This window comes from Lysinibacillus sp. FSL L8-0312, from assembly GCF_038003285.1.
In the GTDB taxonomy this organism is placed as follows: Bacteria; Bacillota; Bacilli; order Bacillales_A; family Planococcaceae; genus Lysinibacillus; species Lysinibacillus fusiformis_D.
Genome location: NZ_JBBOOV010000001.1, coordinates 383,054 through 405,047 on the forward strand (window position 1 = coordinate 383,054; position 21,994 = coordinate 405,047).

20 protein-coding genes and 1 pseudogene are annotated in these 21,994 nt (G+C 38.1%); 19 read left to right on the forward strand and 2 right to left on the reverse strand.

Annotated features, from left to right (window positions below):
• Positions 1-72 precede the first annotated feature (72 nt).
• From MHI22_RS01885 to MHI22_RS01900, 4 genes are all read left to right on the forward strand, one after another.
• Complete coding sequence (locus MHI22_RS01885) at positions 73-1,677, forward strand: PucR family transcriptional regulator (protein WP_036117176.1); 1,605 nt, start codon at positions 73-75, stop codon at positions 1,675-1,677.
• 136 nt (positions 1,678-1,813) lie between these two features.
• On the forward strand, positions 1,814-3,082 hold the full coding sequence (locus MHI22_RS01890) for a cytosine permease (RefSeq protein ID WP_340810896.1): 1,269 nt from the start codon (positions 1,814-1,816) through the stop codon (positions 3,080-3,082).
• The gene (locus MHI22_RS01895) at positions 3,079-4,182 is read left to right on the forward strand and encodes a DUF917 domain-containing protein (RefSeq protein WP_036117181.1); all 1,104 of its coding nucleotides are present in this window, start codon (positions 3,079-3,081) and stop codon (positions 4,180-4,182) included. The genes MHI22_RS01890 and MHI22_RS01895 overlap by 4 nt, the downstream gene beginning before the upstream one ends.
• A complete protein-coding gene (locus tag MHI22_RS01900; RefSeq protein WP_340810897.1) occupies positions 4,175-5,725 on the forward strand; it encodes a hydantoinase/oxoprolinase family protein in 1,551 nt (516 codons plus the stop codon). Before MHI22_RS01895 ends, MHI22_RS01900 begins: the two co-directional genes overlap by 8 nt.
• 17 nt (positions 5,726-5,742) lie before the next feature.
• Here MHI22_RS01900 and MHI22_RS01905 read toward each other — a convergent pair.
• Positions 5,743-6,177 (reverse strand): annotated as a pseudogene (locus MHI22_RS01905) (HAD family hydrolase); the annotation flags it as partial.
• A 497-nt stretch (positions 6,178-6,674) separates the two neighbouring features.
• Here MHI22_RS01905 and MHI22_RS01910 point away from each other — a divergent pair.
• The 4 genes from MHI22_RS01910 (at position 6,675) to MHI22_RS01925 (ending at position 10,181) form a co-directional block, all read left to right on the forward strand.
• Positions 6,675-7,070, forward strand: coding sequence for a hypothetical protein (locus tag MHI22_RS01910; protein ID WP_051891561.1), 396 nt, complete (start codon positions 6,675-6,677; stop codon positions 7,068-7,070).
• Positions 7,071-7,299: 229 nt separating this feature from the next.
• Positions 7,300-8,082: a hypothetical protein gene (locus MHI22_RS01915; protein ID WP_036117185.1), complete on the forward strand. Its 783-nt coding sequence runs from the start codon at positions 7,300-7,302 to the stop codon at positions 8,080-8,082.
• A gap of 41 nt (positions 8,083-8,123) precedes the next feature.
• Positions 8,124-9,539, forward strand: a complete 1,416-nt coding sequence (locus MHI22_RS01920) for a hypothetical protein (protein ID WP_145991320.1) — start codon at positions 8,124-8,126, stop codon at positions 9,537-9,539.
• A 6-nt stretch (positions 9,540-9,545) separates the two neighbouring features.
• The gene (locus MHI22_RS01925; RefSeq protein WP_089932440.1) at positions 9,546-10,181 is read left to right on the forward strand and encodes an ABC transporter ATP-binding protein; all 636 of its coding nucleotides are present in this window, start codon (positions 9,546-9,548) and stop codon (positions 10,179-10,181) included.
• Positions 10,182-10,518: 337 nt separating this feature from the next.
• Here MHI22_RS01925 and MHI22_RS01930 read toward each other — a convergent pair whose 3' ends face one another.
• Positions 10,519-10,740, reverse strand: coding sequence for a hypothetical protein (locus tag MHI22_RS01930; protein WP_036117191.1), 222 nt, complete (start codon positions 10,738-10,740; stop codon positions 10,519-10,521).
• A 279-nt stretch (positions 10,741-11,019) separates the two neighbouring features.
• Between MHI22_RS01930 and MHI22_RS01935 the strand changes: the two genes are divergently transcribed.
• The 11 genes from MHI22_RS01935 to ptsP all read left to right on the forward strand — a co-directional run bounded on the left by MHI22_RS01935 (position 11,020) and on the right by ptsP (position 21,753).
• Complete coding sequence (locus MHI22_RS01935) at positions 11,020-11,805, forward strand: hypothetical protein (protein WP_230593740.1); 786 nt, start codon at positions 11,020-11,022, stop codon at positions 11,803-11,805.
• Positions 11,802-12,158: a GntR family transcriptional regulator gene (locus tag MHI22_RS01940; RefSeq protein WP_036117195.1), complete on the forward strand. Its 357-nt coding sequence runs from the start codon at positions 11,802-11,804 to the stop codon at positions 12,156-12,158. Before MHI22_RS01935 ends, MHI22_RS01940 begins: the two co-directional genes overlap by 4 nt.
• Before the next feature lie 10 nt (positions 12,159-12,168).
• Positions 12,169-12,861, forward strand: a complete 693-nt coding sequence (locus MHI22_RS01945) for an ABC transporter ATP-binding protein (RefSeq protein WP_340810898.1) — start codon at positions 12,169-12,171, stop codon at positions 12,859-12,861.
• Between the two features lie 192 nt (positions 12,862-13,053).
• Entirely contained in the window at positions 13,054-13,974 is a 921-nt protein-coding gene (locus MHI22_RS01950) for an ABC transporter ATP-binding protein (protein WP_036117199.1), read from the forward strand.
• Positions 13,952-14,893, forward strand: a complete 942-nt coding sequence (locus MHI22_RS01955) for an ABC transporter permease (protein WP_340810899.1) — start codon at positions 13,952-13,954, stop codon at positions 14,891-14,893. Before MHI22_RS01950 ends, MHI22_RS01955 begins: the two co-directional genes overlap by 23 nt.
• Positions 14,894-15,070: 177 nt before the next feature.
• Complete coding sequence (gene nagE, locus MHI22_RS01960; RefSeq protein ID WP_340810900.1) at positions 15,071-17,017, forward strand: N-acetylglucosamine-specific PTS transporter subunit IIBC; 1,947 nt, start codon at positions 15,071-15,073, stop codon at positions 17,015-17,017.
• A gap of 100 nt (positions 17,018-17,117) precedes the next feature.
• A complete protein-coding gene (gene nagA, locus MHI22_RS01965) occupies positions 17,118-18,269 on the forward strand; it encodes an N-acetylglucosamine-6-phosphate deacetylase (RefSeq protein ID WP_340810901.1) in 1,152 nt (383 codons plus the stop codon).
• Positions 18,270-18,341: 72 nt separating this feature from the next.
• Positions 18,342-19,052 (forward strand): SIS domain-containing protein, encoded by a 711-nt coding sequence (locus tag MHI22_RS01970; RefSeq protein ID WP_340810902.1) that lies wholly within the window; start codon positions 18,342-18,344, stop codon positions 19,050-19,052.
• 24 nt (positions 19,053-19,076) lie between these two features.
• Positions 19,077-19,778: a glucosamine-6-phosphate deaminase gene (locus tag MHI22_RS01975; RefSeq protein WP_058843732.1), complete on the forward strand. Its 702-nt coding sequence runs from the start codon at positions 19,077-19,079 to the stop codon at positions 19,776-19,778.
• A complete protein-coding gene (locus MHI22_RS01980; protein WP_036117208.1) occupies positions 19,778-20,044 on the forward strand; it encodes an HPr family phosphocarrier protein in 267 nt (88 codons plus the stop codon). The genes MHI22_RS01975 and MHI22_RS01980 overlap by 1 nt, the downstream gene beginning before the upstream one ends.
• The gene (ptsP, locus tag MHI22_RS01985) at positions 20,041-21,753 is read left to right on the forward strand and encodes a phosphoenolpyruvate--protein phosphotransferase (protein ID WP_340810903.1); all 1,713 of its coding nucleotides are present in this window, start codon (positions 20,041-20,043) and stop codon (positions 21,751-21,753) included. The genes MHI22_RS01980 and ptsP overlap by 4 nt, the downstream gene beginning before the upstream one ends.
• The last annotated feature ends 241 nt before the right edge of the window (positions 21,754-21,994 follow it).

The following is a 21,994-nucleotide window of genomic DNA, read 5'->3' on the forward strand; positions in this document are numbered from 1 at the left end:
ATAAGGATAAAACTGTATTTTGAAAGATCGTAGGGGATATGGTATTCTTCTTCAAAAGAGTTGTGAAGAAAAGTGGTGGTGAAGCATGGGGTAACGGTCAATGAATTATTACAATTGCCATCCTTTCGGGGGGCAGAGGTGCTAACAGGTCGAAATAATTTACATCGTACGGTATCTTCCTTATCTGTATTAGAGGTATCCAATGTTGATTTTTATTCTAAAATTATTAATCGTGTGCAAGAGGAATGGTATGCAGAAGAGATTGTCATTAGCTCTTTTTACTCCATACGAGATAGTGTGGAGCAGCAATGCGAAACGATTCAGCATTTACATGATTTAGGAGAGCTTGGTCTTATTTTATATTATGTCGGTATTGTCTTGCCCGATATTCCAAAGGAAGTGCTTGACTTAGCGGAGGCGCAAGGATTTATTATCATTTGTATGCCAAGAAATGATTATTCACTGCGTTATAACGAGGTAATTTATGAGGTAATGGAGGCAATTGTTAGCAATCAAGGTGTGAATGATCATTTTGTGAAAGAAACGTTGGAAAAGGTATCCTTACTGCCAGAGCATTTAAGAAGTGTTGAAATTACGCTGAAAATGCTCTCAGATCGTTTGAAAGCCAATATTGTGCTCACAAATAATCATTTTGATATTGTGAATCAAGTGATGTGGCCACGAAATTCATCATTAGATGTAGCGAACGTTATTGAAGAATGCTCGCAGGCCAACTTCCAGCACGAAACAGGAAAGCTAGAGCTAGAAAGAAGTGATGTCTCCTGTGTCGTTGACTATAAAAGAGTGCATCAGAAAAATGGCGAGCCCCTCTTTTTATTCTTAATTAAAGAAAATACAAAACTGCCTGCCAAAACGATTGAAAAAGTAAGTGAGGTTGTGCAAGTAGCCATTAATTTATGGGGGGACAAGCATGATGAGGTAAGTGAGTATGCCTTAGTGAAAGCCATTATTAATGATGAAAGTGAAAAAATGAGAAGATTAGCGAATCTCCTTCATATAGATGTTTCCGCCATTCAAATGATGTGGCTCGTCTACATGCATGATTTAGCGGACGAAAAAAGAATTCGCGATGAATTAGAAGAGCAGCTGTCCAAGTATTACCAAACAAGAGTGATACAATGCATTGATCATTGTATAATTGTGTTACTAGGGAATTGTTTGTATAAACATCATGAATTTGAAATTGCCACTGAATTTAACGATACTACAAGCTATACTGCTCAAATAGCGGAAATTGTTTATGCGCCCAAAATGAGAAATACAAAGTCTGTTCGTCAAATGTATCAATTGGTCAATCAGGTGGGGGACAAGGCCCATACCATTTATCCAATGCAAAAGCTGTTTACGGCAGCGGAAGTACGCTCCATGAAAAGGGCGATGGATGTCAGTATACAGGGAGAAGAAATGATTGAAGAGTATTTGTCTGTCATTGAACCTATCTTGCGCGATCATGATTCCTTACAGACCTTAATTACCTTTTTATTAGACGCAAATGCTAGTGTGGAGCGCTGTGCAGAGCTACTTTATATTCATAAAAATACAGTGAAATATCGCATTAAAAAAATTAGTGAGTTGATTGGCACAGATGTCACAGTATACGCAGAATTTTATGATGTGTATATGGCTTGTATGCTGTATCGATTGATTAATGATTGATTAGAATAATCTGAAATTTTGTCATTTTGAACAAAATTTCAGATTATTTTTTTCATTTACGCAAAAGACGTGAAACCACCCTTTCTTTTATAATGAAGAACATTAACCAATCAAACAATAACAAGGTGGGAGTCATATGCAAAACGAAAACAAAGGTCAATCATGGTATAGCTTAGGCATTATTTGGGCGGGTGCCATGATTTGTATTCCCAGTTTATTAGTAGGTAACGCACTCATAACAAATATGAGTCTAGCAAAGGCACTTGCTGTCGCTTTTGTAGGCTACGCGATTGTCGTATTCATTATGATTTTACAAGGAATGCAAAGCAGTGATTTAGGAAAACCAACTGTTCATGTGGCAGGGCAAGTGTTTGGTAAAAAAGGCTCTCGTACTATTTTGTCCATTATTTTAGCCATTGCTTGCTTAGGCTGGTTTGGTATTCAGGCCAATGTTTGTGGCGTTGCCTTAGCGAATTTACTAGCAATCTATCATTTGAATATACCTATTCCGCTTGCTTCATTGATAAGTGGTATGGTGATGGTCGTATCCGCTCTTTATGGAATGAAAGTGTTACGTGTATTAAGCTATATCGCCGTACCATTACTTGTCATCATTTGCCTTTACGGTTTAGGGCAAACATTAACGGGCGATCAGCTACAGCTTATTCGAGACTATCAGCCACAGGGGAATATGAACTTTATGGATGGTTTAGCTGTAACGATTGGATCTTTTGCTTTAGGGGCTGTCATAGCGGGAGATTATTCGCAATTTTCCAAAAAACGTTCAGATGTAGTCAAGGCTGCTGCATTTGGCATTATTCCAGCTGGTGTACTAATGATTGCAGTAGGAGCCATCTTAACGATTGCCTATCAGACAAGTGATATTACAGCTGTCTTTCTGCATATCGCAACACCGTTTATTGGCGGGGTTGGCTTGATTTTAGCGACATGGAAAACGAATTTGGTCAATGCCATTTCTGGCGGTATCGCTTTAATTAATGTGTTCGATGTTGCCAAAAACAAAGAGCGCTTAGCGATTGGGGTTGCAGGAACAATTGGCACAATTTTAGCGGTAGTTGGGATATTAAATTATTTTACACCTATTATGTCGATCTTATCGGCCATGATTCCACCTGTTGCAGGGGTGATGATTGCCTCCTATTGGGTGATTCATAAAGGCAAAGCAGCTAGCTGGCATGAGGTGGAAGGGGTCAATCGATTAGGCGTATTTTCTTGGTTAGTAGGGGCTATGATTGCCTGTATGCCAGTGGTATTCTCTTTATTCCCTGAGTTGCCATCACTGCCAAATCAACCGATGATTGGCATTATTATTTCATTCGTTATTTATTATATTGGGTATCGTCTATCCATACAAAAAACGGTCATACTGGAGGAACATAGATGAGATATTTAGATCAAGCAGCTATTGAACATATTGCCATTGGTGCAGCATTTCTAGGAACAGGTGGAGGCGGAGATCCATACATTGGGAAACTTATGGCGCTTTCTGCCATCGAAAAAAATGGGCCTGTGAAGTTGTATTCGGTGGATGAAATTGGGGATGATGACTTTTTCATTCCAGCAGCGATGATGGGTGCACCTTCCGTGTTAGTAGAAAAATTTCCACGTGGGGATGAATTTGTCAAGGTATTCCAAAAGCTTGCTCAATATTTAGGAAAAGAAAAAATTGCAGGCACTTATCCAATGGAAGCGGGCGGCGTCAATTCGATGATTCCGATTGTAGTAGCTGCACAGCTTGGATTACCGCTGATTGATTGCGACGGGATGGGTCGTGCATTCCCGGAATTACAAATGGTGACCTTTAACCTAGATGGAATTTCGGCAACCCCAATGGCCATCACAGATGAAAAAGGGAATATTGGTATTTTTGAAACCATTGATAATAAATGGACGGAGCGTCTCGCCCGAACTGCAACGGTAGAGATGGGCGCAAGTTCATTAGTGAGCTTGTATCCTACGACCGGTGCACAAATTAAGAAAAGTGGTGTTCATCATATTGTGACGCTTTCTGAAAAAATCGGTGAAATTATTGCCTCTAAAGATCAAGAGGTGAACGATAAGCTAGAAAATCTTTTAACGCTTGTAGAGGGCTATGAGCTATTCCAAGGAAAAATAGTAGATGTTATTCGTGAAACAAAAGGTGGCTTTAATCTAGGTAAAATGAATCTTGAAGGGATTGATTCCTATAAAAACGATCAAATGAAGGTTCATTTCCAAAATGAAAACTTATTAGCAGAGAAAAACGAGCAGGTTGTTGCGATGACGCCAGACTTAATTTGTTTGGTGGATTATGAAACATTATTGCCTGTTACAACAGAAAGCTTAAAATATGGTAAACGTGTGCGTGTGATTGGCTTACCAGCACATGAAAAGTGGCGTACAGCAAAAGGCATTGAAACAGCAGGACCAAGATACTTTGGCTATAATTATGATTACATGCCAATTGAGGAAATGGTGAAAAAGGAGGTAGCAAAACATGTATAAAATTGGAATTGATGTAGGCGGAACAAATACGGATGCCATCCTTTTAGATCATAATAGTCAACTTATTTACAGTGTGAAATCACCAACAAGCTTAGATATTAAAACGGGTATTGAAAAGTCCTTGCAACAATTACTCAAGGGTGCAAATATTGATAAAGCAAAAATAACACATGCAATGTTAGGGACAACCCAATGTACAAATGCCATTGTTGAACGTAAAAAGCTAGCAAAAGTCGGTGTTATTCGGTTAGGCTATCCAGCAACGGCATCAGTACTTCCTTATACAGCTTGGCCAGCGGATATGATTGATCAATTGTCGGGTCATTATGCGATTGCACATGGTGGCTATGAATACGATGGTCAATTATTAAGTGCTCTTAATCAAGAAGAAATTAAAAAACTAATAGAGGAATGGCACGACCAAGTAGAATCGATTGCAATTGTTGGTGTCTTTTCTTCTATTAAAAACGATCAAGAATTACAGGTTCGTGAATGGATTCAAGAGGTCTATGGCGAGGAATTTCCTATTTCCTGCTCCTCATTAATTGGTTCTGTCGGGCTAATTGAACGTGAAAATGCAACGATTCTCAATGCGGCATTATGTAAGGTCATTGAGACAACAACACAGGGCTTTGTCCAGGCGCTTCAAACGGAAGGTATTTTTAATGTAGACGTTTATTTATGTCAGAATGACGGTACGTTAATGTCCATCGATTATGCAAAACAATTCCCAATTTTAACGATTGCCTGTGGGCCAACAAACAGTATTCGTGGAGCGTCGTATTTATCCCAAATTCAAAATACAATGGTGCTGGACGTTGGGGGAACGACTTCAGATATAGGCGTATTACAGGATGGATTCCCACGAGAATCTTCAGTTGCTGTGGAAGTAGGAGACATTCGGACAAACTTTAGGATGCCAGATATTATTTCAGTTGGTCTTGGCGGTGGTAGTATTGTTCGTGTGAACGGTGACAAAATTACAGTTGGACCAGATAGTGTAGGCTATCAAATTAGTGAGGAGGCACTTGTCTTTGGTGGCTCGACTTTAACAACAACGGATATCGCTGTCCGTCTAGGCTTAGCAGAAGTAGGCGACCCCACTTTAGTCGCACATATAGATGAAGCATTTGCCAAAGCCGTTCAAGAAGAAATTTCTTCCTTACTGGAACAGGCCATTGATAAGATGAAAACCTCCTCAGAGGATGTATCACTGGTCTTAGTAGGCGGTGGGGGGATTATCGTGCCAGAGCAGATTCGAGGCGTTTCCACTATTGTGAAAAATGAATATGGTGGTGTGGCGAATGCCATCGGTGCCTCTATTGCGCAAATTAGTGGTCAATATGAGCAAATTTATATTTATGCCAAGGAACCTCGCGAGGAATCATTAAAGGATGCCCAAAGTAAAGCGGTGAAACAAGCAGTATTAGCAGGAGCCATTAAAGAGACGATTGAGCTGGTAGAAGTAGAAGAAACACCACTAGCCTATCATCCAGAAAATGCAACAAGATTAAAGGTAAAAGTAGTAGGGAAAATGGTCTAACACATAAAGGAAGAGTCCTAGTCAAACAGGGCTCTTCCTTTTGCTAATGGATCAAACGAATGAATCTCTGCATAGGGTCTGATGTCAGTATCATTTTTGCGCCTATATGGATTGAACCATATACCCTTGATCTTTGCATGCTGACAGCCGCCGATATCCTTTTCTAAGTCATCTCCAACGATTAATGCATCTTCTGGTTGCACTTGAAGCTTGTTTAAGGCAAGTTCAAAAATGCGCTTGTCAAGCTTGCTGTAGCCCACTTCCTCAGAAATAATGAGGAGATCGAAACAGCTAGTTAAATGAGTGTGCATGATTTTTGCTTTTTGTCTCTGAGCCGACCCGTTTGTGATAATGCCAACTTGTACATGCTTTTTGATAGAATGGATAATATTCAACGTATTTTGATTGATAGAAAAACAACAAGGAAACTGTCGATTCCAAAAGTCTTCGATTCAGTAATGTATCGTCTAAATCAAATAGCATCGCTTTCAACTAGCTGTGAATTTGTAAAAATTTATTAAAAATCATTTCAGCTTCGTAGATTTCTGAAAGTGAAATAGTTTTTTGAAGTTGCTATAAAGATTGTGAAGGAAGATATTGAAACGAACCAAAGCAGATTTGCTGAATAAGGTTACACAAAAGTTTTTAAACTTTCCCTCTAAAATTTTCAAGATATTGTTAGGCAGTAAATAAATGTCTCAAGTTGTAACCTCCAAAATATAATATTGTAAAAAATATGGAATAATGGTATATTCAAATAGTAATGGGTTTTTTATGCAGATGAGAGGTGAATATATTTCCTTTATAATGAGGAAAATTCCATTACATTAAGATATTTAATTTACTATTTTCTCAAAAGTTTTATCCTTTACTCATTCTAGAGATTGAAAATTTACCGAGTTATAGTTGAATTAAGTGGAAAAACTATTAGTTGGAGGGAGAAGTTAAGATGAAAAAAAATAGCAAAGTAATAGCGGGAGTACTTTCCTTGGGTCTTTTAACAACTGGCGTGTTAAACGTACAAGCTCTTACAGAGCCCCGTAACATCAATGCGTCTGTTCCTGGTTTAAATCAATCATCAGCTGATGGATATCAACAGAAATCTATCTCAGATAAGGATGGATATTTATTTATTGATTCTATCTCTAACGAGAGTAAACTAGATGCAAGAGCAGAGACGGCAAAACTTACAAATACGGGTCCTTGGGTACGTTTATCTCATGTTAATAAGGGCTATCTATTAGAAAATTCAATTAAAAAAGATAAATATATACAAGCAAGATTCAGTTCTGATGTAACATCATTTTTACCTATCACCGTTACTGGAACATTCCAAGGTAACTAATTCACGGATTTTGTCAACCTGTTTAAACAGATTTAAAGACCATGAGGATTTTAAATCCACATGGTCTTTGTTAATAAGTAAACTTTATTTTTTATTTTACTCCTTTCATTAATTACTATTTAATCTATCTTTTTTAGAGTTGATACTATTAATTAGGGAAACTAGAATTTTGTAAAGTTACCGTTATTTTAGATGTTTGTTATTTTAAGTCGAAGAATAGGAGAGAGAGATGTTAAAACAACAAATAGGGGTTGAATTTAAGCAAATACTTACGTTTAATAGAGTTCTAACTTGGTTTCTTATTATTATTTTACCCGTATGGATACAATATTTAATAATCCATGAAGGCTATTCCTTCACTGACAATATTGATCTCTATGGGCGTTTGCTCAATGGTATTGGAGCAATGATTTTTCCAATTTTAGTATTATTCGTTTTTGCAGATACAATCATTCATGAGAGAAATAATAATTATTTAACATATACCAAAATAAGAATAGATTTTAATATCTATTTGAACGCTAAAATCATAGTAAATGCACTTCTTTCATTTGGGGTTTCATTTTTGTATGCGTTTTTACCATTCCTCTTTGCTCAATATATAAACCCCCAATTTGCATTCATCACTAATATTGGAGATAGTGGGAATATGCCTGGTACGGTAACATTCGATCAACTCTTAGTTTACGGACCTTTTATGTATGGATTTATATACTCCCTCTGGGTAGGTATCAATGGAGTTTTATATGCTACTTTACCTTTAATCTTATGCTTGATCTTAGATAATTCCTTTGTTGCTTTATCGATACCATTTGTATGGTATCAAGCAATGAGCTTTGTTTCTGCTGTGTTAGGTATTTCGAAGTTTGCACCATTATATACAGTTTTTCCGTACTCTATAATGCAACAAGACTTATGGACTGTATTTGTACCATTTATGTTTTTATTAATAATTGTGATTGTGAGTTATGTATATCTTAAGAGAAGGAATTCGACAGAATGGTTATTTTGAGAAGTCTTATCAATGAGTTGCTGCAGTTAAGGTGGAATGTGTTGGGTTTCGTTATTTTTATTTATTGTTTTGGAATAAGAAGAACAATTATTGAAAGTTATGCACCTGTTAATGCTTGGGATCTACTAATAATATTACTAAGTGATGTTAACTTAATTATTTATTTCGTTTTACCATTCCTCTTATATTTCTATGTAACTTTTTTAGTAAAAGGCTTTGAATATCATATATTGATCAGATTAGGCTCATATAAAAAGTGGGTACTCATCGCTTCTAAGAAAATTTTATTGTATTTAACTTTGACGATTATAGTTTGGCTATTAGTGGCATTCATCATGAGTATAGGGCTTCCCTTTGCAAGTGAATGGAGTTCTGGAAGTAAATTATTCGAACCTACTGCCATTATGAGACAGTATTTTGATCTCCCTCTTCTTGCTCTTTTATATCAAATAGTTATGTTCGTTATTACGACATTTATTATTTTAATGTCGGTTACTACTATATATGTCTTTCTTCAGTCATGGAGATGGATAAGCTTTGTTGTTACGGTTCTATATATATTTTCTTTTGTATCCTGGAAACTTTTCCCTGAGTATTTAGCGAAATTGTCTTTATCAAACTATGTTGTTATGTTCCAAACATTAAATCTTTGGAATAACACATTAACTATCCCTTTAATAGCAATTGTTTCTCTTGGATTAATCTATTTAGCCGTGCAATTTAAAGATGGAAAACAAATAGTCAGCTTTACTTCTTTTCAGACGGGCATAGTAGTATACCTTTTTGTATTAGTATTAGGAACTTACTTTATGGCAGATACCCGAAGTAATACTGTAATTGATCTATTTCTCCTTAATTTTTTCGGTACATCATCTGAGGGTTATACTTTTTTGTCGTATTTGTATTACATAGTAATTTTCTTCGGCTTTTTATATTTGGCACAAATCTATTTAGCAAGTGAGTTTTCTGAGTTGAGCTACTACAAAATTATTCGCTACAACTCTATGTTTAAATGGATGGGCGAATGGTTGCGTAATATTTTATTAATGGCAATATTGTATTTGTTTTTTATATTTATATTGACTTTAACAGTGGCATATTTTAAGGGCATTGAATTTTCCTTTCGAGTGACAGTAGTGGAAGATATGAAATTTACTTCTTTGCTATATCACTTTTTTATCAATGGCTTTCTACAAATAAGCATTTACATTCTGCTGTCGATTACATTACAAATAGTTTCAAAGAGCAGTTCAACCAATTTGGTTACTATAGGCATCTTTATCGCATTATTATTCCCTGGTTATAAATACATTCCAGTGGGTTTAAATGGGTACAGCCATTTGATATATGGCACATCACCAATGATCGTATCATTGTATTTGATCCTTATAGTATTAGTTGAAGGGGTATGTATATTTTATTTACTTAACAAAAAATATATATTTGAGGGAGTATGACTATATATGAGCCTTATTGAAGTAAGAAATGTCAAAAAGTCCTATAAGGGCTTAACTATATTTCAAGATATAGATTTAACTATTGAAAAGGGGAAAATATATGGAATTGTAGGTCCTAACGGTTCTGGGAAATCTGTATTATTTAAGTTGATTTGTGGATTTGTTAGACCCGATCATGGTGAAATAGTAATCAGGGGAGAATATTTACATAAGGATATAACTTTTCCTAAGAACTTTGGAGTCATAATTGATAGGCCAGGATATTTAGGAAATAAAACGGGTTTTGAAAATCTAAAATCTCTGGCTATGATACAGAATAAAATTGATGATGAGCAAATCATTAAAACAATGGAATTAGTTGGACTTCAGCCCACAGCTGAACAGAAAGTACGGAAGTATTCACTAGGCATGAAGCAAAAGCTAGCTTTAGCACAAGCATTTATGGAAAATCAAGAAGTATTAATATTAGATGAACCATTTAATGCTTTAGATTTTGAAAGTGTAGAAAACTTACGTAGCCTCTTACTTAATTATAAAAAGGAAGGGAAAACAATTATTATGACCAGTCATAATCAAGAGGATATCGATCTTCTTTGTGATGAAGTTTATAGAATAAATAAATTTAAGTTAGAGAAGTTATAAAAGTAATATTATTAACAATTTAACTCAGAAGCTATAATTAGAAGGATCAACTTCTAAAAGCTATAAGTGAATAGAGGATCTTTCTCAAATAGCAATTGATTATAAGTGTCCAAAACATGATGAAGATTTTTACAGACTATGGTATTTTAATAAATTGAAGAAGCATTAGAAGCTCATTTAATTGATTAAATATTCTTATAAAAATTCCATACTTAGTTAGAAAGATTAACTCCATTTTGATCATTTTTTTCAAAATGGAGTTTTTGCATTTGCTGATAAATAAAGGATGAAGGGAATTTTTAAATCAAAAGCAATACTAGCTCCATATCCTTTCTTATTACTCATTAAGAGTGCTTCGTTTATGCTTTTCAGTAATAATTTTCTTATTGAGGATTTGCACCTTATCTACCATAAGCAAGCGCATATCTTCCACAATATACTTTGCTAGCTCTTCGTCCGATATATCATCTCCATTAAGATCAAGACGGAATTCCTGCCCTTGTATGCCACCTCCATTTGTAAACTCAATTTCAAAGTCAAAGACAACTCTTTTCTCCATTCAAATACCACCTTATCTCTTAGAATGCTATCAATATATTCTGTTTTTCACATGCGAATACCTTCGAGAAGCGACGTTTAGATAAAGAAGTATTCCTGCATGCACAAATGAGCCCCGTTTATTCAATCAAATATTCATTCATATTGCAAAAGAATAAAGGAATGGAAGGCTTTTTAAAAGGACAGACCTAAAGAAAAAGTTTTTTCCTTTTTCTTGTATTTGCCACTTGAAAATTAAAAAGTCATAGTGTACTATTTGACTAGTACACTATGACATGAGGTGTTGAGGTTGAAAAGTTTTGCAGGGCTTTTAAAAAAAGAATGGGTACTTTACCGATCATGGTTTCTAGTGGGGATATTTATTGGTCTCATGTTATCTTGGATCGTTCCCTATGTATTACATCAATATGTTGATCTCTTTGCGCATGAGAATCAACTAGCATTTGCCTTTACGATGCTCGTCCTTGTTCTAGGCGGATTTTATTCTGTCTTACAATTTTTAGCGACGCTGCGTTTGGATATTAAAGCAAAGGAGAGCTGGTTACATTCAACAAGCTCTATCACGAAGCTTATCGGTGCAAAGTTGGTTTGCTCGTTAATAGGCTATGTCCTCTTCAATACACTTTTTACGAGTATAGCCATCTACAATATTAAAGATGAACTGATTGTAAGTACTGGACAAATTTTATTGACTTTGGTATTAGTTGTTATTGTGTTAATGATTTTCCAATTAATGCTATTTATCCTTCTTTTATTCTTTTTAGCTTTTTATTTGCAGTTGAAGCGCGTAATAGGACGTTTTTCGATTGTGCTGACAATGGCTGCATTTTATTTAACGACAGCTGGTTGGGTGCGAATGACGGAAAGTGAGCTGTACCAAACGATCTTCCTCCGTGGAGAAGTTTCGCTTCGCCATATCGAACAGTACTTACCAAAAGGGAAAGAGATGACAATGGAATGGATGCTAGGTTCGTTTTATGTTGTCGAAGAAGTGGCAATGACATTATTCATGCTACTGCTCTTTTTAGCAGCATCCAAATGGCTTGAAAAGGTGGTATTACGATGACAATGGATTTTTCACGTGATAAACCGATTTATAGCCAGCTTGTCGATCGAATTTGTGGGGACATATTGAAGGGAAAGTTACGGCTGGGAGATCGACTGCCGTCCGTTCGAGAATATGCAGTTGAAACAGGTGTGAATGTCAATACGGTGCAACGTGTCTATAAGGAGTTAGAGGCGATGAAGATAACGGAAACCAAACGAGGTCAGGGTACATTTATTACAAGCAATGAGGAACGCATTGAATTATTACGAGAAGAAATGAAAAATCAGCTAGCTGAAAACTTTTTAACATCGATTGAGGCACTAGGCTTTTCAAAGGAAGAAATGCTTGATGTTTTGAAAAATAAAGCGTGAGGTGAAGGGTATGTTAGAGCTATCAAATGTGTCTTTTCAATATAAGAAACAGCCGATTTTACAGGATATATCCTTTTCCTTCCCGATTGGACAAATCATTGGGCTTGTAGGGGAAAATGGAAGTGGTAAATCTACGCTAATGAAAGTATTAGCGGGTTTATTACGACCTTCCGCCGGTAAAGTCACACTGAATGGCAAGCCTGTCACACGTAGAAGTGCGGATCAAATTGCTTATTTACCCGATACGGATTTGTTTTTTGAGTATTATACGGGCGAACAGCTATTCCAGTATTATGCCTCTCAATTTGAAGATTTTTCCTATGATAAGGCCTGTATCGTCGCACAATTTTTACAGGTGAATAAAAATACGAAGCTACGTCAATTATCAAAGGGTAATCGTGGTCGGATGAAAATGGCTGCTACGCTTGGTCGAGAGGTTCCTTTTTATGTCATGGATGAGCCATTTGCTGGGCTTGATCCCATTGTGAGAGAACAGCTGATTAAGGGCTTAATTCAATTTACAGATATCGAAAATCAAACGATTTTGCTATCAACACATGAATTATATGAGGTAGAACCTATTTTAGATCAAATTATTTTATTGCAGGCGGGGTCCATCACGGCTTATGAAGAAGTTGAAACCTTACGCGATGTGGCGAATAAGGACGCAGTCGAGTGGATGAAGGGATTTTATCGTCTTTGAGTACAAGATACCGACCTCTCAAAGTGAAGAAAGGATCGTCAGTAAGCATTTTAGCAGTGTTGCTTCAATAGCATCCACTGATTGAGGATATAGTCGCTGGCAGATGTCATAGATTTTGATCGTGGAAGAAGTACCATCAAAATCTGGACACCATTATGCCAAGGCGAAATGGATAAGAAAGGGTGAAAAAATATGACAGAACCAATTGTACAATTGCAAAATTTATCGAAAACAATTCGAGGCAAGCAATTAATTCAACAGTTAAACATTGATTTATATCCAGGGCAGATTACAGGATTTTTAGGACCGAATGGAGCGGGGAAAACAACAACCATACGAATGATGACCGGGCTGATGCATCCAACAGAGGGCAATGTCATTATTGATGGGCTTTCCCTACAAGAGCATTATGAGGAAGCCATTAGTAAGGTTGGCGTAATTGTCGAAAATCCAGAGATGTATAAATTTATGTCAGGCTATAAAAATTTACTCCATTTTGCACGTATGCATAAAAATGTGACGAAAGAACGAATTCAAGAGGTCGTTCAACAGGTGGGTCTTGAAAACCGTATACATGAAAAGGTTTCTACGTATTCACTAGGGATGCGCCAACGACTAGGATTAGCGCAGGCGCTGCTACATCGACCAAAGTTTTTAATTTTAGATGAACCAACAAATGGCTTAGACCCTGCTGGTATTCGTGAGTTCCGTATGTACCTGCGCAAGATTGCTTCGGAAGATGGCGTATCCGTTTTTGTATCGAGTCATTTATTATCTGAAATTGAGTTAATGTGTGATCGCGTGGCAGTGATTCAAAATGGGCAACTCATTGACCTCCGTGATATTCACAATGAAAGCTCATCCTTTTATTATGTGGAGGCACAGCCAAAAGAACAGCTGTCTGCTCATTTTGAACAGCATGATTACCATTTCGTTGCTGAAAATGATGGCTATGTAGTGGAAATGAAGAAAGAGGATGTTCCTGCATTGACGACTCAATTAGTGCAAGCGGGTATGCAACTATTTGCTGTACAGCCACATCAAAAAACATTAGAGGATCAATTCTTAGAAATGACTGGAGGCGGACAAATTGCTGAAGCTAATTCAAAATGAGTGGATGAAATTATGGTATAAAAAGGGAACCTGGGCAATGGTGGCGATGCTCATTCTTGTTATTCTTGTTCCTGGTGCTATCATGAAATATTATGAAGTAAAATCAACAGATGAAGGCTCCTGGCAGGAGATCGAGCAGCAAGCAATCCAAGCGAACAAGGAGATGCTTGCAAGTGATGATTCAATGGAGGAAGATAAGGCCCGTTATGAAGAGCAAATCGCTATTTCTGAATATCGTTTAGCTAATGATGCGCCTAGTCAAAAGGATAATAGTCTTGCGAGCTTTATGTCCTTTACAAGTGGTATGCTCACACTTGTTACGTTATTTACGGTTATTACAGCGGCTAGTATTGTGTCGAGCGAATTTTCAACGGGTACGATTAAAATGCTGTTAACACGTCCGATGTCTCGAGCGAAAGTGTTAACGTCTAAACTACTGTCAACCTTCCTATTTGGTTTATTCTTATATGCTGTGAATGTGGTGGTAAGTGCTCTTGTGGGCTTGGTCTTGTTTGGTATGGGAACAGGTGTCGAATTAGAAATCGTCAATGGTCAAGTAGTTGAAAAGGCTATATGGGGGGATTTAGCGTATCATTATCTACTTTCTGGTGGTGATTTTGTTATGTCTACATTATTTGCCTTTTTAGTAGGTTCGGTGTTCCGTTCAAGCTCATTAGCGATTGGTTTAACGATGTTCCTCTCCTTTACAGGTGGCATGATTGTTATGTTCTTGAGTAGATACGATATTGTCAAATACATTTGGCTCACGCATTCAGATTTAACACAGTATGAACATGGTGGTGGCTCCATGATTACGGATGTTACGATGCCTTTCTCTTTAACTGTGCTTGCTGTTTATGCATTCTTGTTCCTTGTGATTAGTTATACAACCTTTATGAAACGTGATATAACTGCATAATCTAAAATAAGAACTGTGCCCTAATTGAATTAGGGTGCGGTTTTTTTATTGGGCAACACGAAATATTAAAAAAGTATTTATTTTTTTTTGAATTGCGCCTATAATAATAGCAACTTAGTGAAAACGCTTTTTTTTTACTAAAGTGGTCTAGACAACTATACCAAAGGGGGATAAATAATGTTTGCTTTCTTACAAAAAATCGGTAAGTCTCTCATGTTTCCAATCGCTACATTACCAGCAGCAGCATTACTATTGCGTTTAGGTTCAGGGGATATGCTTGGAGCCGTACCGAATGAAGCAATCCAGTACATTGCTAGTATTATGGCCGCTTCGGGCAATGCTATACTTGGCAATTTACCAATCATTTTTGCGATTGGGATTGCGATGGGATTTGCACATGATAGCAGTGGGGGCGCAGCACTTGCAGGTGCGATTGCTCATCTTGTATTAGTGGCCGTTTTAGGAACTGTTAATGAAGAATTAGATATGGGTGTGTTTGGTGGTATTATTGCCGGTATTACGGCAGGCTTATTATATAACAAATATTATAATGTGAAATTTCCAGAATGGTTATCATTCTTTGGCGGACGGCGCTTTGTACCGATTATTACGTCCATTACCATGGCGATTTTAGCTAGTATTTTAGCGATTGTGTGGGGACCAATTCAAGGTGGTATTGATTCTGTCGGCAATTGGATGATTGGCGCAGGATCACTTGGTGTTGGAATGTATGGTTTCTTCAACCGTCTATTAATTCCAGTTGGTTTACACCATGTCATTAACACAGTCATTTGGTTTGATTTTGGTGAATTTACGAATGCTGCGGGCGAAGTGGTGAAAGGGGACATCCACCGTTTCTTAGCGGGAGACCCATCAGCTGGACATTTCCAAGCTGGTTTCTTCCCAATCATGATGTTTGGTTTACCAGCAGCATGTTTGGCGATGTACTTTGCAGCGAAAAAAGAAAAACGTCCTGTTGTTGGTGGGATGTTCTTTTCCATCGCTTTGACAGCTTTTTTAACAGGTGTTACAGAACCGATTGAGTTTTCATTTATGTTCTTATCACCAGTTCTATATGGTATTCATGCTGTACTAACAGGTATAGCACTCGCTGTGGCCTATATCGTTGGATTCCGTGATGGCTTTGGATTCTCGGCAGGTTTAATTGACTATTTGTTAAACTTAGGTCTAGCAGATAAACCATTGCTCTTACTGCCTTTAGGCTTAGGCTTTGGTGCGATTTACTTTGTTGTATTCTATTTCTTAATCAAAAAATTAGACTTAAAAACACCTGGACGTGAAGACGACGAGGAAGAGGATGGAGAAGCAAATGCTGCCATTTCTGACGATGTTGATTTACGTGCCTACTATACAATTGAAGCATTAGGTGGAAAAGAGAATATTCAGCAAGTGGATTACTGTACAACTCGCTTACGACTGTCTGTACAGGATGCCGATGTTGTAGATGAAAAAACATTGAAGCAAACAGGTGCACGAGGGGTAATGCGCATTAGTAAAACGAATGTTCAAGTGATTATTGGTACATCTGTTGAGTTTTTAGCAGAGGCTATCAAAGATCGTTTGAAAAAAGGCAATCCAGCACCTACAAATACACAAGTGCCAACAGCACAGTCTGTAGTGCAAGAAGCAGTCAAAAATGAAACAACGAACTTCCATGATTTTGAAATGCCCATGACAGGTGATTTATTGCCATTATCAGCAGTGCCAGATGAGGCATTTTCGGCAGGGTTGATGGGTCCAGGGTTTGGTATTCGTCCAATGGATGGCACAGTTTATGCACCGTTTGATGGGGAAGTGGTGATGATTTTTCCAACGAAGCATGCGATTGGCTTGAAATCAGATGCAGGTCTGGAAGTATTAATTCATGTTGGTTTAGATACAGTTAAACTTGATGGTAAAGGCTTTGACCTGTTCGTCACGGATGGTCAAAAAATTCAGCGTGGAGATATGCTTTTAAAGGCTGATATCAATCAGATTAAAGACCAAGTACCTTCTGTGATCACACCAGTTGTTTTCACAAGTTTAATGGGTCAAGAGATTACACTCGGAAAATCTGGCTATCAACGAGCGGGCTCTACCAATATTATTGCAATGAAAAAGTAACAACAAATAGGGCTGTTTGCAAAAGCTACACATAGGCAATAGGAAATGGCAAATGGACACCTTTTCAACAGCCCTTGTTCAAGAAGAGGAGATGTTTTTCTTGAGTTTAATAATTCGGAACATCACAGTGGTCAACGCAAATGGTCGAGATGAGCAAGTGGATGTGTGGATGAAGGATGGCAAAATTGCACAAATTGCTACACAGCTCAATGTCAATCATGTGGAACAGCTAGATGGTTCAGGGAAATTTTTATTGCCTGGATTTATTGATATGCATATTCATGGGTCCGCTCAAATGGATACAATGGATGCCTCAGATGAGGGACTTCATATAATGGCACAATCGTTACTAAAAGAAGGTACGACAAGCTTTTTAGCAACAACTATGACACAAAGCTATGACAAAATTGAGCGGGCCATTGCCAATGTGGCACAGTTCCAGCCACAGTCAGATGAGGCGGAAATATTGGGGCTTCATATTGAAGGACCATTTGTTTCAAAAGAGCGGGCGGGAGCACAACCTCTTGACTATATTGTCCCGCTTGATATGGCTATATGGACAAAATGGCAGGAATTAAGTGGCCATAAAATTAAGCAAATTACGCTAGCACCAGAGGAAACGAATGGCATGGCAGCAGTGCAAAGCATTTCTGCAAGCGGTGTCATCGTATCGATTGGTCATTCAGATGCAACATTTGAGCAAATGCAAGAAGCGGTTCAATTAGGTGCTTCACAGGGGACACATTTATACAATCAAATGCGTCCATTCCATCATCGTGACCCAGGTGTCGTTGGTGGCGTCTTGTTGCTAGATGCCATCAAGGCTGAGCTCATTGTTGATTTTATTCATATGCATGAAGGGGCAGTGGAAATGGCCTATCGGTTAAAGGGAGCAGACGGTCTTATATTAATTACTGATGCGATGCGCGCAAAGGGTATGCCATATGGAGCGTATGATTTAGGCGGCCAAATGGTTCATGTGACTGAAGCGGGCGCTCATTTATCAAACGGTGCTTTAGCGGGTAGTATTTTAAAAATGGATCAAGCTATACGAAATATGCGTCATATTACGAAATGTACAATGGAGGAGCTTGTGAAAATGTCAAGCTTCAATGCTGCTCAGCAATTGAAATTAACCAATAAAGGGCAGCTTGTGCAAGGCTATGATGCAGATGCTGTGATTATGGATGAACATTTAAAGCTTTATCAAACAATTAAGGCAGGCAAGGTCTTATATGATGCCATGCAATAGGCGATGACCGTTAACGTCAGAAGGCATGCAAACATCTAGCATGGAACGATCGAAATGAAAAGGTGATAGAACATGAATACCTATTTTCAACAAGTCAATCGATATTTAACAATGGTGGCACAGCAGGAAAGTGAACAAATTAGACATGTTGCCCAGCAAATTGTTGAACGTCTCACAAGGGGAGGCATTATCCAGCTGTTCGGCTCTGGTCATTCCATGTTATTAGCACAGGAATGTTATTACAGAGCGGGTGGCTTAGTGCCTGTTAAACCGATACACATTGAATCGTTAATGCTGCATCAGGGTGCACGGCAATCCTCGCAAAATGAAAAAAAACAGGCATTTTTAGCCTCATACAAGGATCAGCTACAGTTTGATGACCACGATGTTTGTATCATCATTTCGACATCTGCCAATAATCCAGCACCAATTGATATGGCTATCTACGCTAAGGAAGCGGGTGCTTTCACTATATCCCTGCAATCACTGGAGTATCAGCAACAGCCATCACGACATCCATCAGGTAAGCGTTTAGAGCATGTGGTCGATGAAGTATTGAATACGCATGTTCCATTAGGGGATGGTGTGTTAACTGTTAATCAGTTGCAATATGCACCTGTGTCCACCGTCTTAGGTGCGACATTATTAAATGCTTTATTCGCACAAATTATTGAGCTAATGCATGAACAGGGTGCAAATATACCAGTGTTTGGTAGCAATAATCTAGGTAAAAATAATAACGATGCGCTCATTGATCAATATGGTCAGCGTATTCATTTTTAAGGCACGAATGAAGGAGGATGAACGGTGAGATTAAAAAGATTTTCCTCAATTGATGATTTATATGCACAAGCCGTGGCAACAATCGTTGAAGCTAAAAATAATGGGGCGACAACTTTCGGATTGGCTACTGGTGGAACAATGGAACCGTTATATGCTAAAATCTGCAAAACAGATCTCGATTTTTCACATTGCATTAGCTTTAATTTAGATGAATATGTGGGGCTTGAGGCAACTCACGAGCAAAGCTATGCCTATTATATGAACAAACATTTATTTCAGCAAAAACCATTTCGAGCATCCTATTTGCCAAATGGTCTAGCAGCAGATCCTTTAGTGGAGGTAGCTCGCTATGAAGCCTTACTGCAACAGTATCCCTTAGACTTCCAATTGCTTGGGATTGGTCAAAATGGTCATATCGGCTTTAATGAACCAGGCACGTCATTTGCTTCCTTGACGCATCTTGTCACATTGGAAGAATCTACTCGTCAAGCCAATGCTCGTTTCTTTTCATCCATTGATGAGGTGCCGACACAGGCATACACGATGGGGATTCAATCAATTATGCGTGCAAAGTGCATTTTGTTAATCGCAGTGGGAGAAACTAAGCGTGAGGTTTTAGAGCGCATGCTGGCATCTGATTATACAGAAGATGTTCCAGCAAGTGTGTTGTCCAAACACCCAAACGTTATCATTTTGACAGACTTACAAGAAGAGGAGAATATATAATGAAAACACAACAATTTACAGTAGTCGATCCTTTAGGAATTCATGCACGTCCAGCAAGCCAACTTGTGGCAAAAGCAACACCATTTACTTCATCAATTGAAGTGCGTACAGAAGAAAAAGCAGCTAATTTAAAATCCATTTTAGGTGTGATGGGATTAGCCTTGAAGCAAGGCTCACAATTTACACTTGTTGTAGATGGGGAAGATGAAGAGCAAGCATTAACAGCTTTAACGACACTCATAACAGAAATGGGGCTTGCACAATGACACAACTCACTGGTATTGCCGCTTCAGACGGCATTGCCATTGCCAAAGCATATCGTTTTGTCCAACCAGATTTAACATTCACGAAAACAACGGTTCAAGATATCGAGGCTGAGCAACAACGTTTAGCAGCCGCTCTTGCCAAAGCAGAGCAAGAGCTGGTGGTCATTCAACAGCAAACATTGAAAAAATTCAGTGCTGAAGAGGCTGCGATTTTTGAGGCGCATTTATTAGTGGTGAATGATCCAGAATTAATTGGGCCGATCAACCAAAAAATTGCAGATGAGGCGGTTAACGCAGAGTATGCCTTACATGAAGTATCGTCTATGTTTGTGGCATTATTTGAAGGTATGGACAACGAATACATGAGTGAGCGTGCATCCGATATTAAAGATGTGACAAACCGCATATTAGCACATTTGCTCGATGTACATATTCCAAATCCAAGCAGTATTAACGAACAGGTGATTATTGTTGCGAATGATTTGACCCCTTCAGAGACAGCCCAATTAGACCGTAATTATGTCCTTGGTTTTATTACGGATATCGGTGGTCGTACATCCCATTCAGCCATCATGGCACGCTCGTTAGAAATTCCAGCAGTCGTAGGGGCAGGGACGGCAACGACAACGATTCAAGATGGCGATTGGTTAATCGTCGATGGTTTATCTGGTCAAGTGCTTGTAAATCCAACAGCAGATGTCATTGTTAATTATCAAGAAAAAGCACAACATTATCGTACACAACAGGCGGAGTGGTCTACATTAGTAAACGAACAAACTGTGTCCAAGGATGGCGTACATGTTGAACTAGCTGCGAATATTGGATCACCAAGTGATTTGGACGGTGTGCTGCGTCATGGTGCTGAAGGAATTGGCCTGTATCGTACAGAGTTTTTATATATGGGTCGAGAAAACTTGCCATCAGAGGACGAACAATTCACCGCATACAAAACAGTCATTGAAGGAATGAAGGGTAAGCCAGTAGTTATTCGAACACTGGATATCGGTGGTGACAAACACTTACCATATTTGCCATTGCAAGAAGAAATGAACCCATTTCTCGGTCATCGTGCCATTCGTCTATGCTTAGAGCAACAAGAGCTATTCCGTACACAATTACGCGCTTTATTACGGGCTTCGGTATATGGTAACTTAAAAATTATGTTCCCAATGATTGCGACCATCCAAGAATTTCGGGAAGCAAAAGCCATTTTGCTGGAAGAAAAAGAAAAGCTTGTAGCGGCATGTATTGCTGTAAGCTCAGACATTGAAATCGGAATGATGGTTGAAATTCCAGCCACAGCAGTAATGGCAGACATCTTTGCGAAAGAAGTGGATTTCTTCTCCATTGGTACCAATGATTTAATTCAATATACAATGGCTGCGGATCGTATGAATGAAAAGGTTTCTTATTTATATCAACCGTATAACCCAGCCATTTTACGCTTAATTCAAATGGTTATCGAAGCTGCCCATAAAGAACAAAAATGGGTAGGGATGTGTGGTGAAATGGCAGGCGATGAGTTTGCTGTTCCACTATTGCTAGGATTAGGCTTAGATGAATTCTCCATGAGTGCTGCATCTATTTTAAAAACACGCTCCTTGCTGAAACAATTATCTGCCACAGAAATGCAAGCTTTAGCAGCACAAGCCCTCCAATTAGCAACAGCCGAGGAAGTGCTGGAAAAAGTAAAGCAGGCTGTGAAATAAGATAGACCAAAACCCATCTACCTATACACAATTATGGTAGATGGGTTTATGTTGTTAAAAAATAATATTAAAAACCATTATAGCAAGGCTAGGGGTCGATTTCCGTTCCACCAGGGTCCTTTCCAGTGAGCACGTAGAAGTTATATTGCACTCTAATCAACCATGCTACCAAAATAATCGAGAAAGGATTAGACATAACATCAATAAAATAAGTAGTTTTTTACCTTTCATAATAGTTCTA

Coding starts and splice junctions, on each gene's coding strand:
- nagE (WP_340810900.1), top strand. CDS start 15,071: ATGTTTGCTTTCTTACAAAAAATCGGTAAGTCTCTCATGTTTCCAATC.
- MHI22_RS01945 (WP_340810898.1), top strand. CDS start 12,169: ATGTTAGAGCTATCAAATGTGTCTTTTCAATATAAGAAACAGCCGATT.
- MHI22_RS01900 (WP_340810897.1), top strand. CDS start 4,175: ATGTATAAAATTGGAATTGATGTAGGCGGAACAAATACGGATGCCATC.
- MHI22_RS01910 (WP_051891561.1), top strand. CDS start 6,675: ATGAAAAAAAATAGCAAAGTAATAGCGGGAGTACTTTCCTTGGGTCTT.
- ptsP (WP_340810903.1), top strand. CDS start 20,041: ATGACACAACTCACTGGTATTGCCGCTTCAGACGGCATTGCCATTGCC.
- MHI22_RS01915 (WP_036117185.1), top strand. CDS start 7,300: ATGTTAAAACAACAAATAGGGGTTGAATTTAAGCAAATACTTACGTTT.
- MHI22_RS01970 (WP_340810902.1), top strand. CDS start 18,342: ATGAATACCTATTTTCAACAAGTCAATCGATATTTAACAATGGTGGCA.
- MHI22_RS01980 (WP_036117208.1), top strand. CDS start 19,778: ATGAAAACACAACAATTTACAGTAGTCGATCCTTTAGGAATTCATGCA.
- MHI22_RS01930 (WP_036117191.1), bottom strand. CDS start 10,740: ATGGAGAAAAGAGTTGTCTTTGACTTTGAAATTGAGTTTACAAATGGA.
- MHI22_RS01890 (WP_340810896.1), top strand. CDS start 1,814: ATGCAAAACGAAAACAAAGGTCAATCATGGTATAGCTTAGGCATTATT.
- MHI22_RS01950 (WP_036117199.1), top strand. CDS start 13,054: ATGACAGAACCAATTGTACAATTGCAAAATTTATCGAAAACAATTCGA.
- MHI22_RS01940 (WP_036117195.1), top strand. CDS start 11,802: ATGACAATGGATTTTTCACGTGATAAACCGATTTATAGCCAGCTTGTC.
- MHI22_RS01895 (WP_036117181.1), top strand. CDS start 3,079: ATGAGATATTTAGATCAAGCAGCTATTGAACATATTGCCATTGGTGCA.
- MHI22_RS01925 (WP_089932440.1), top strand. CDS start 9,546: ATGAGCCTTATTGAAGTAAGAAATGTCAAAAAGTCCTATAAGGGCTTA.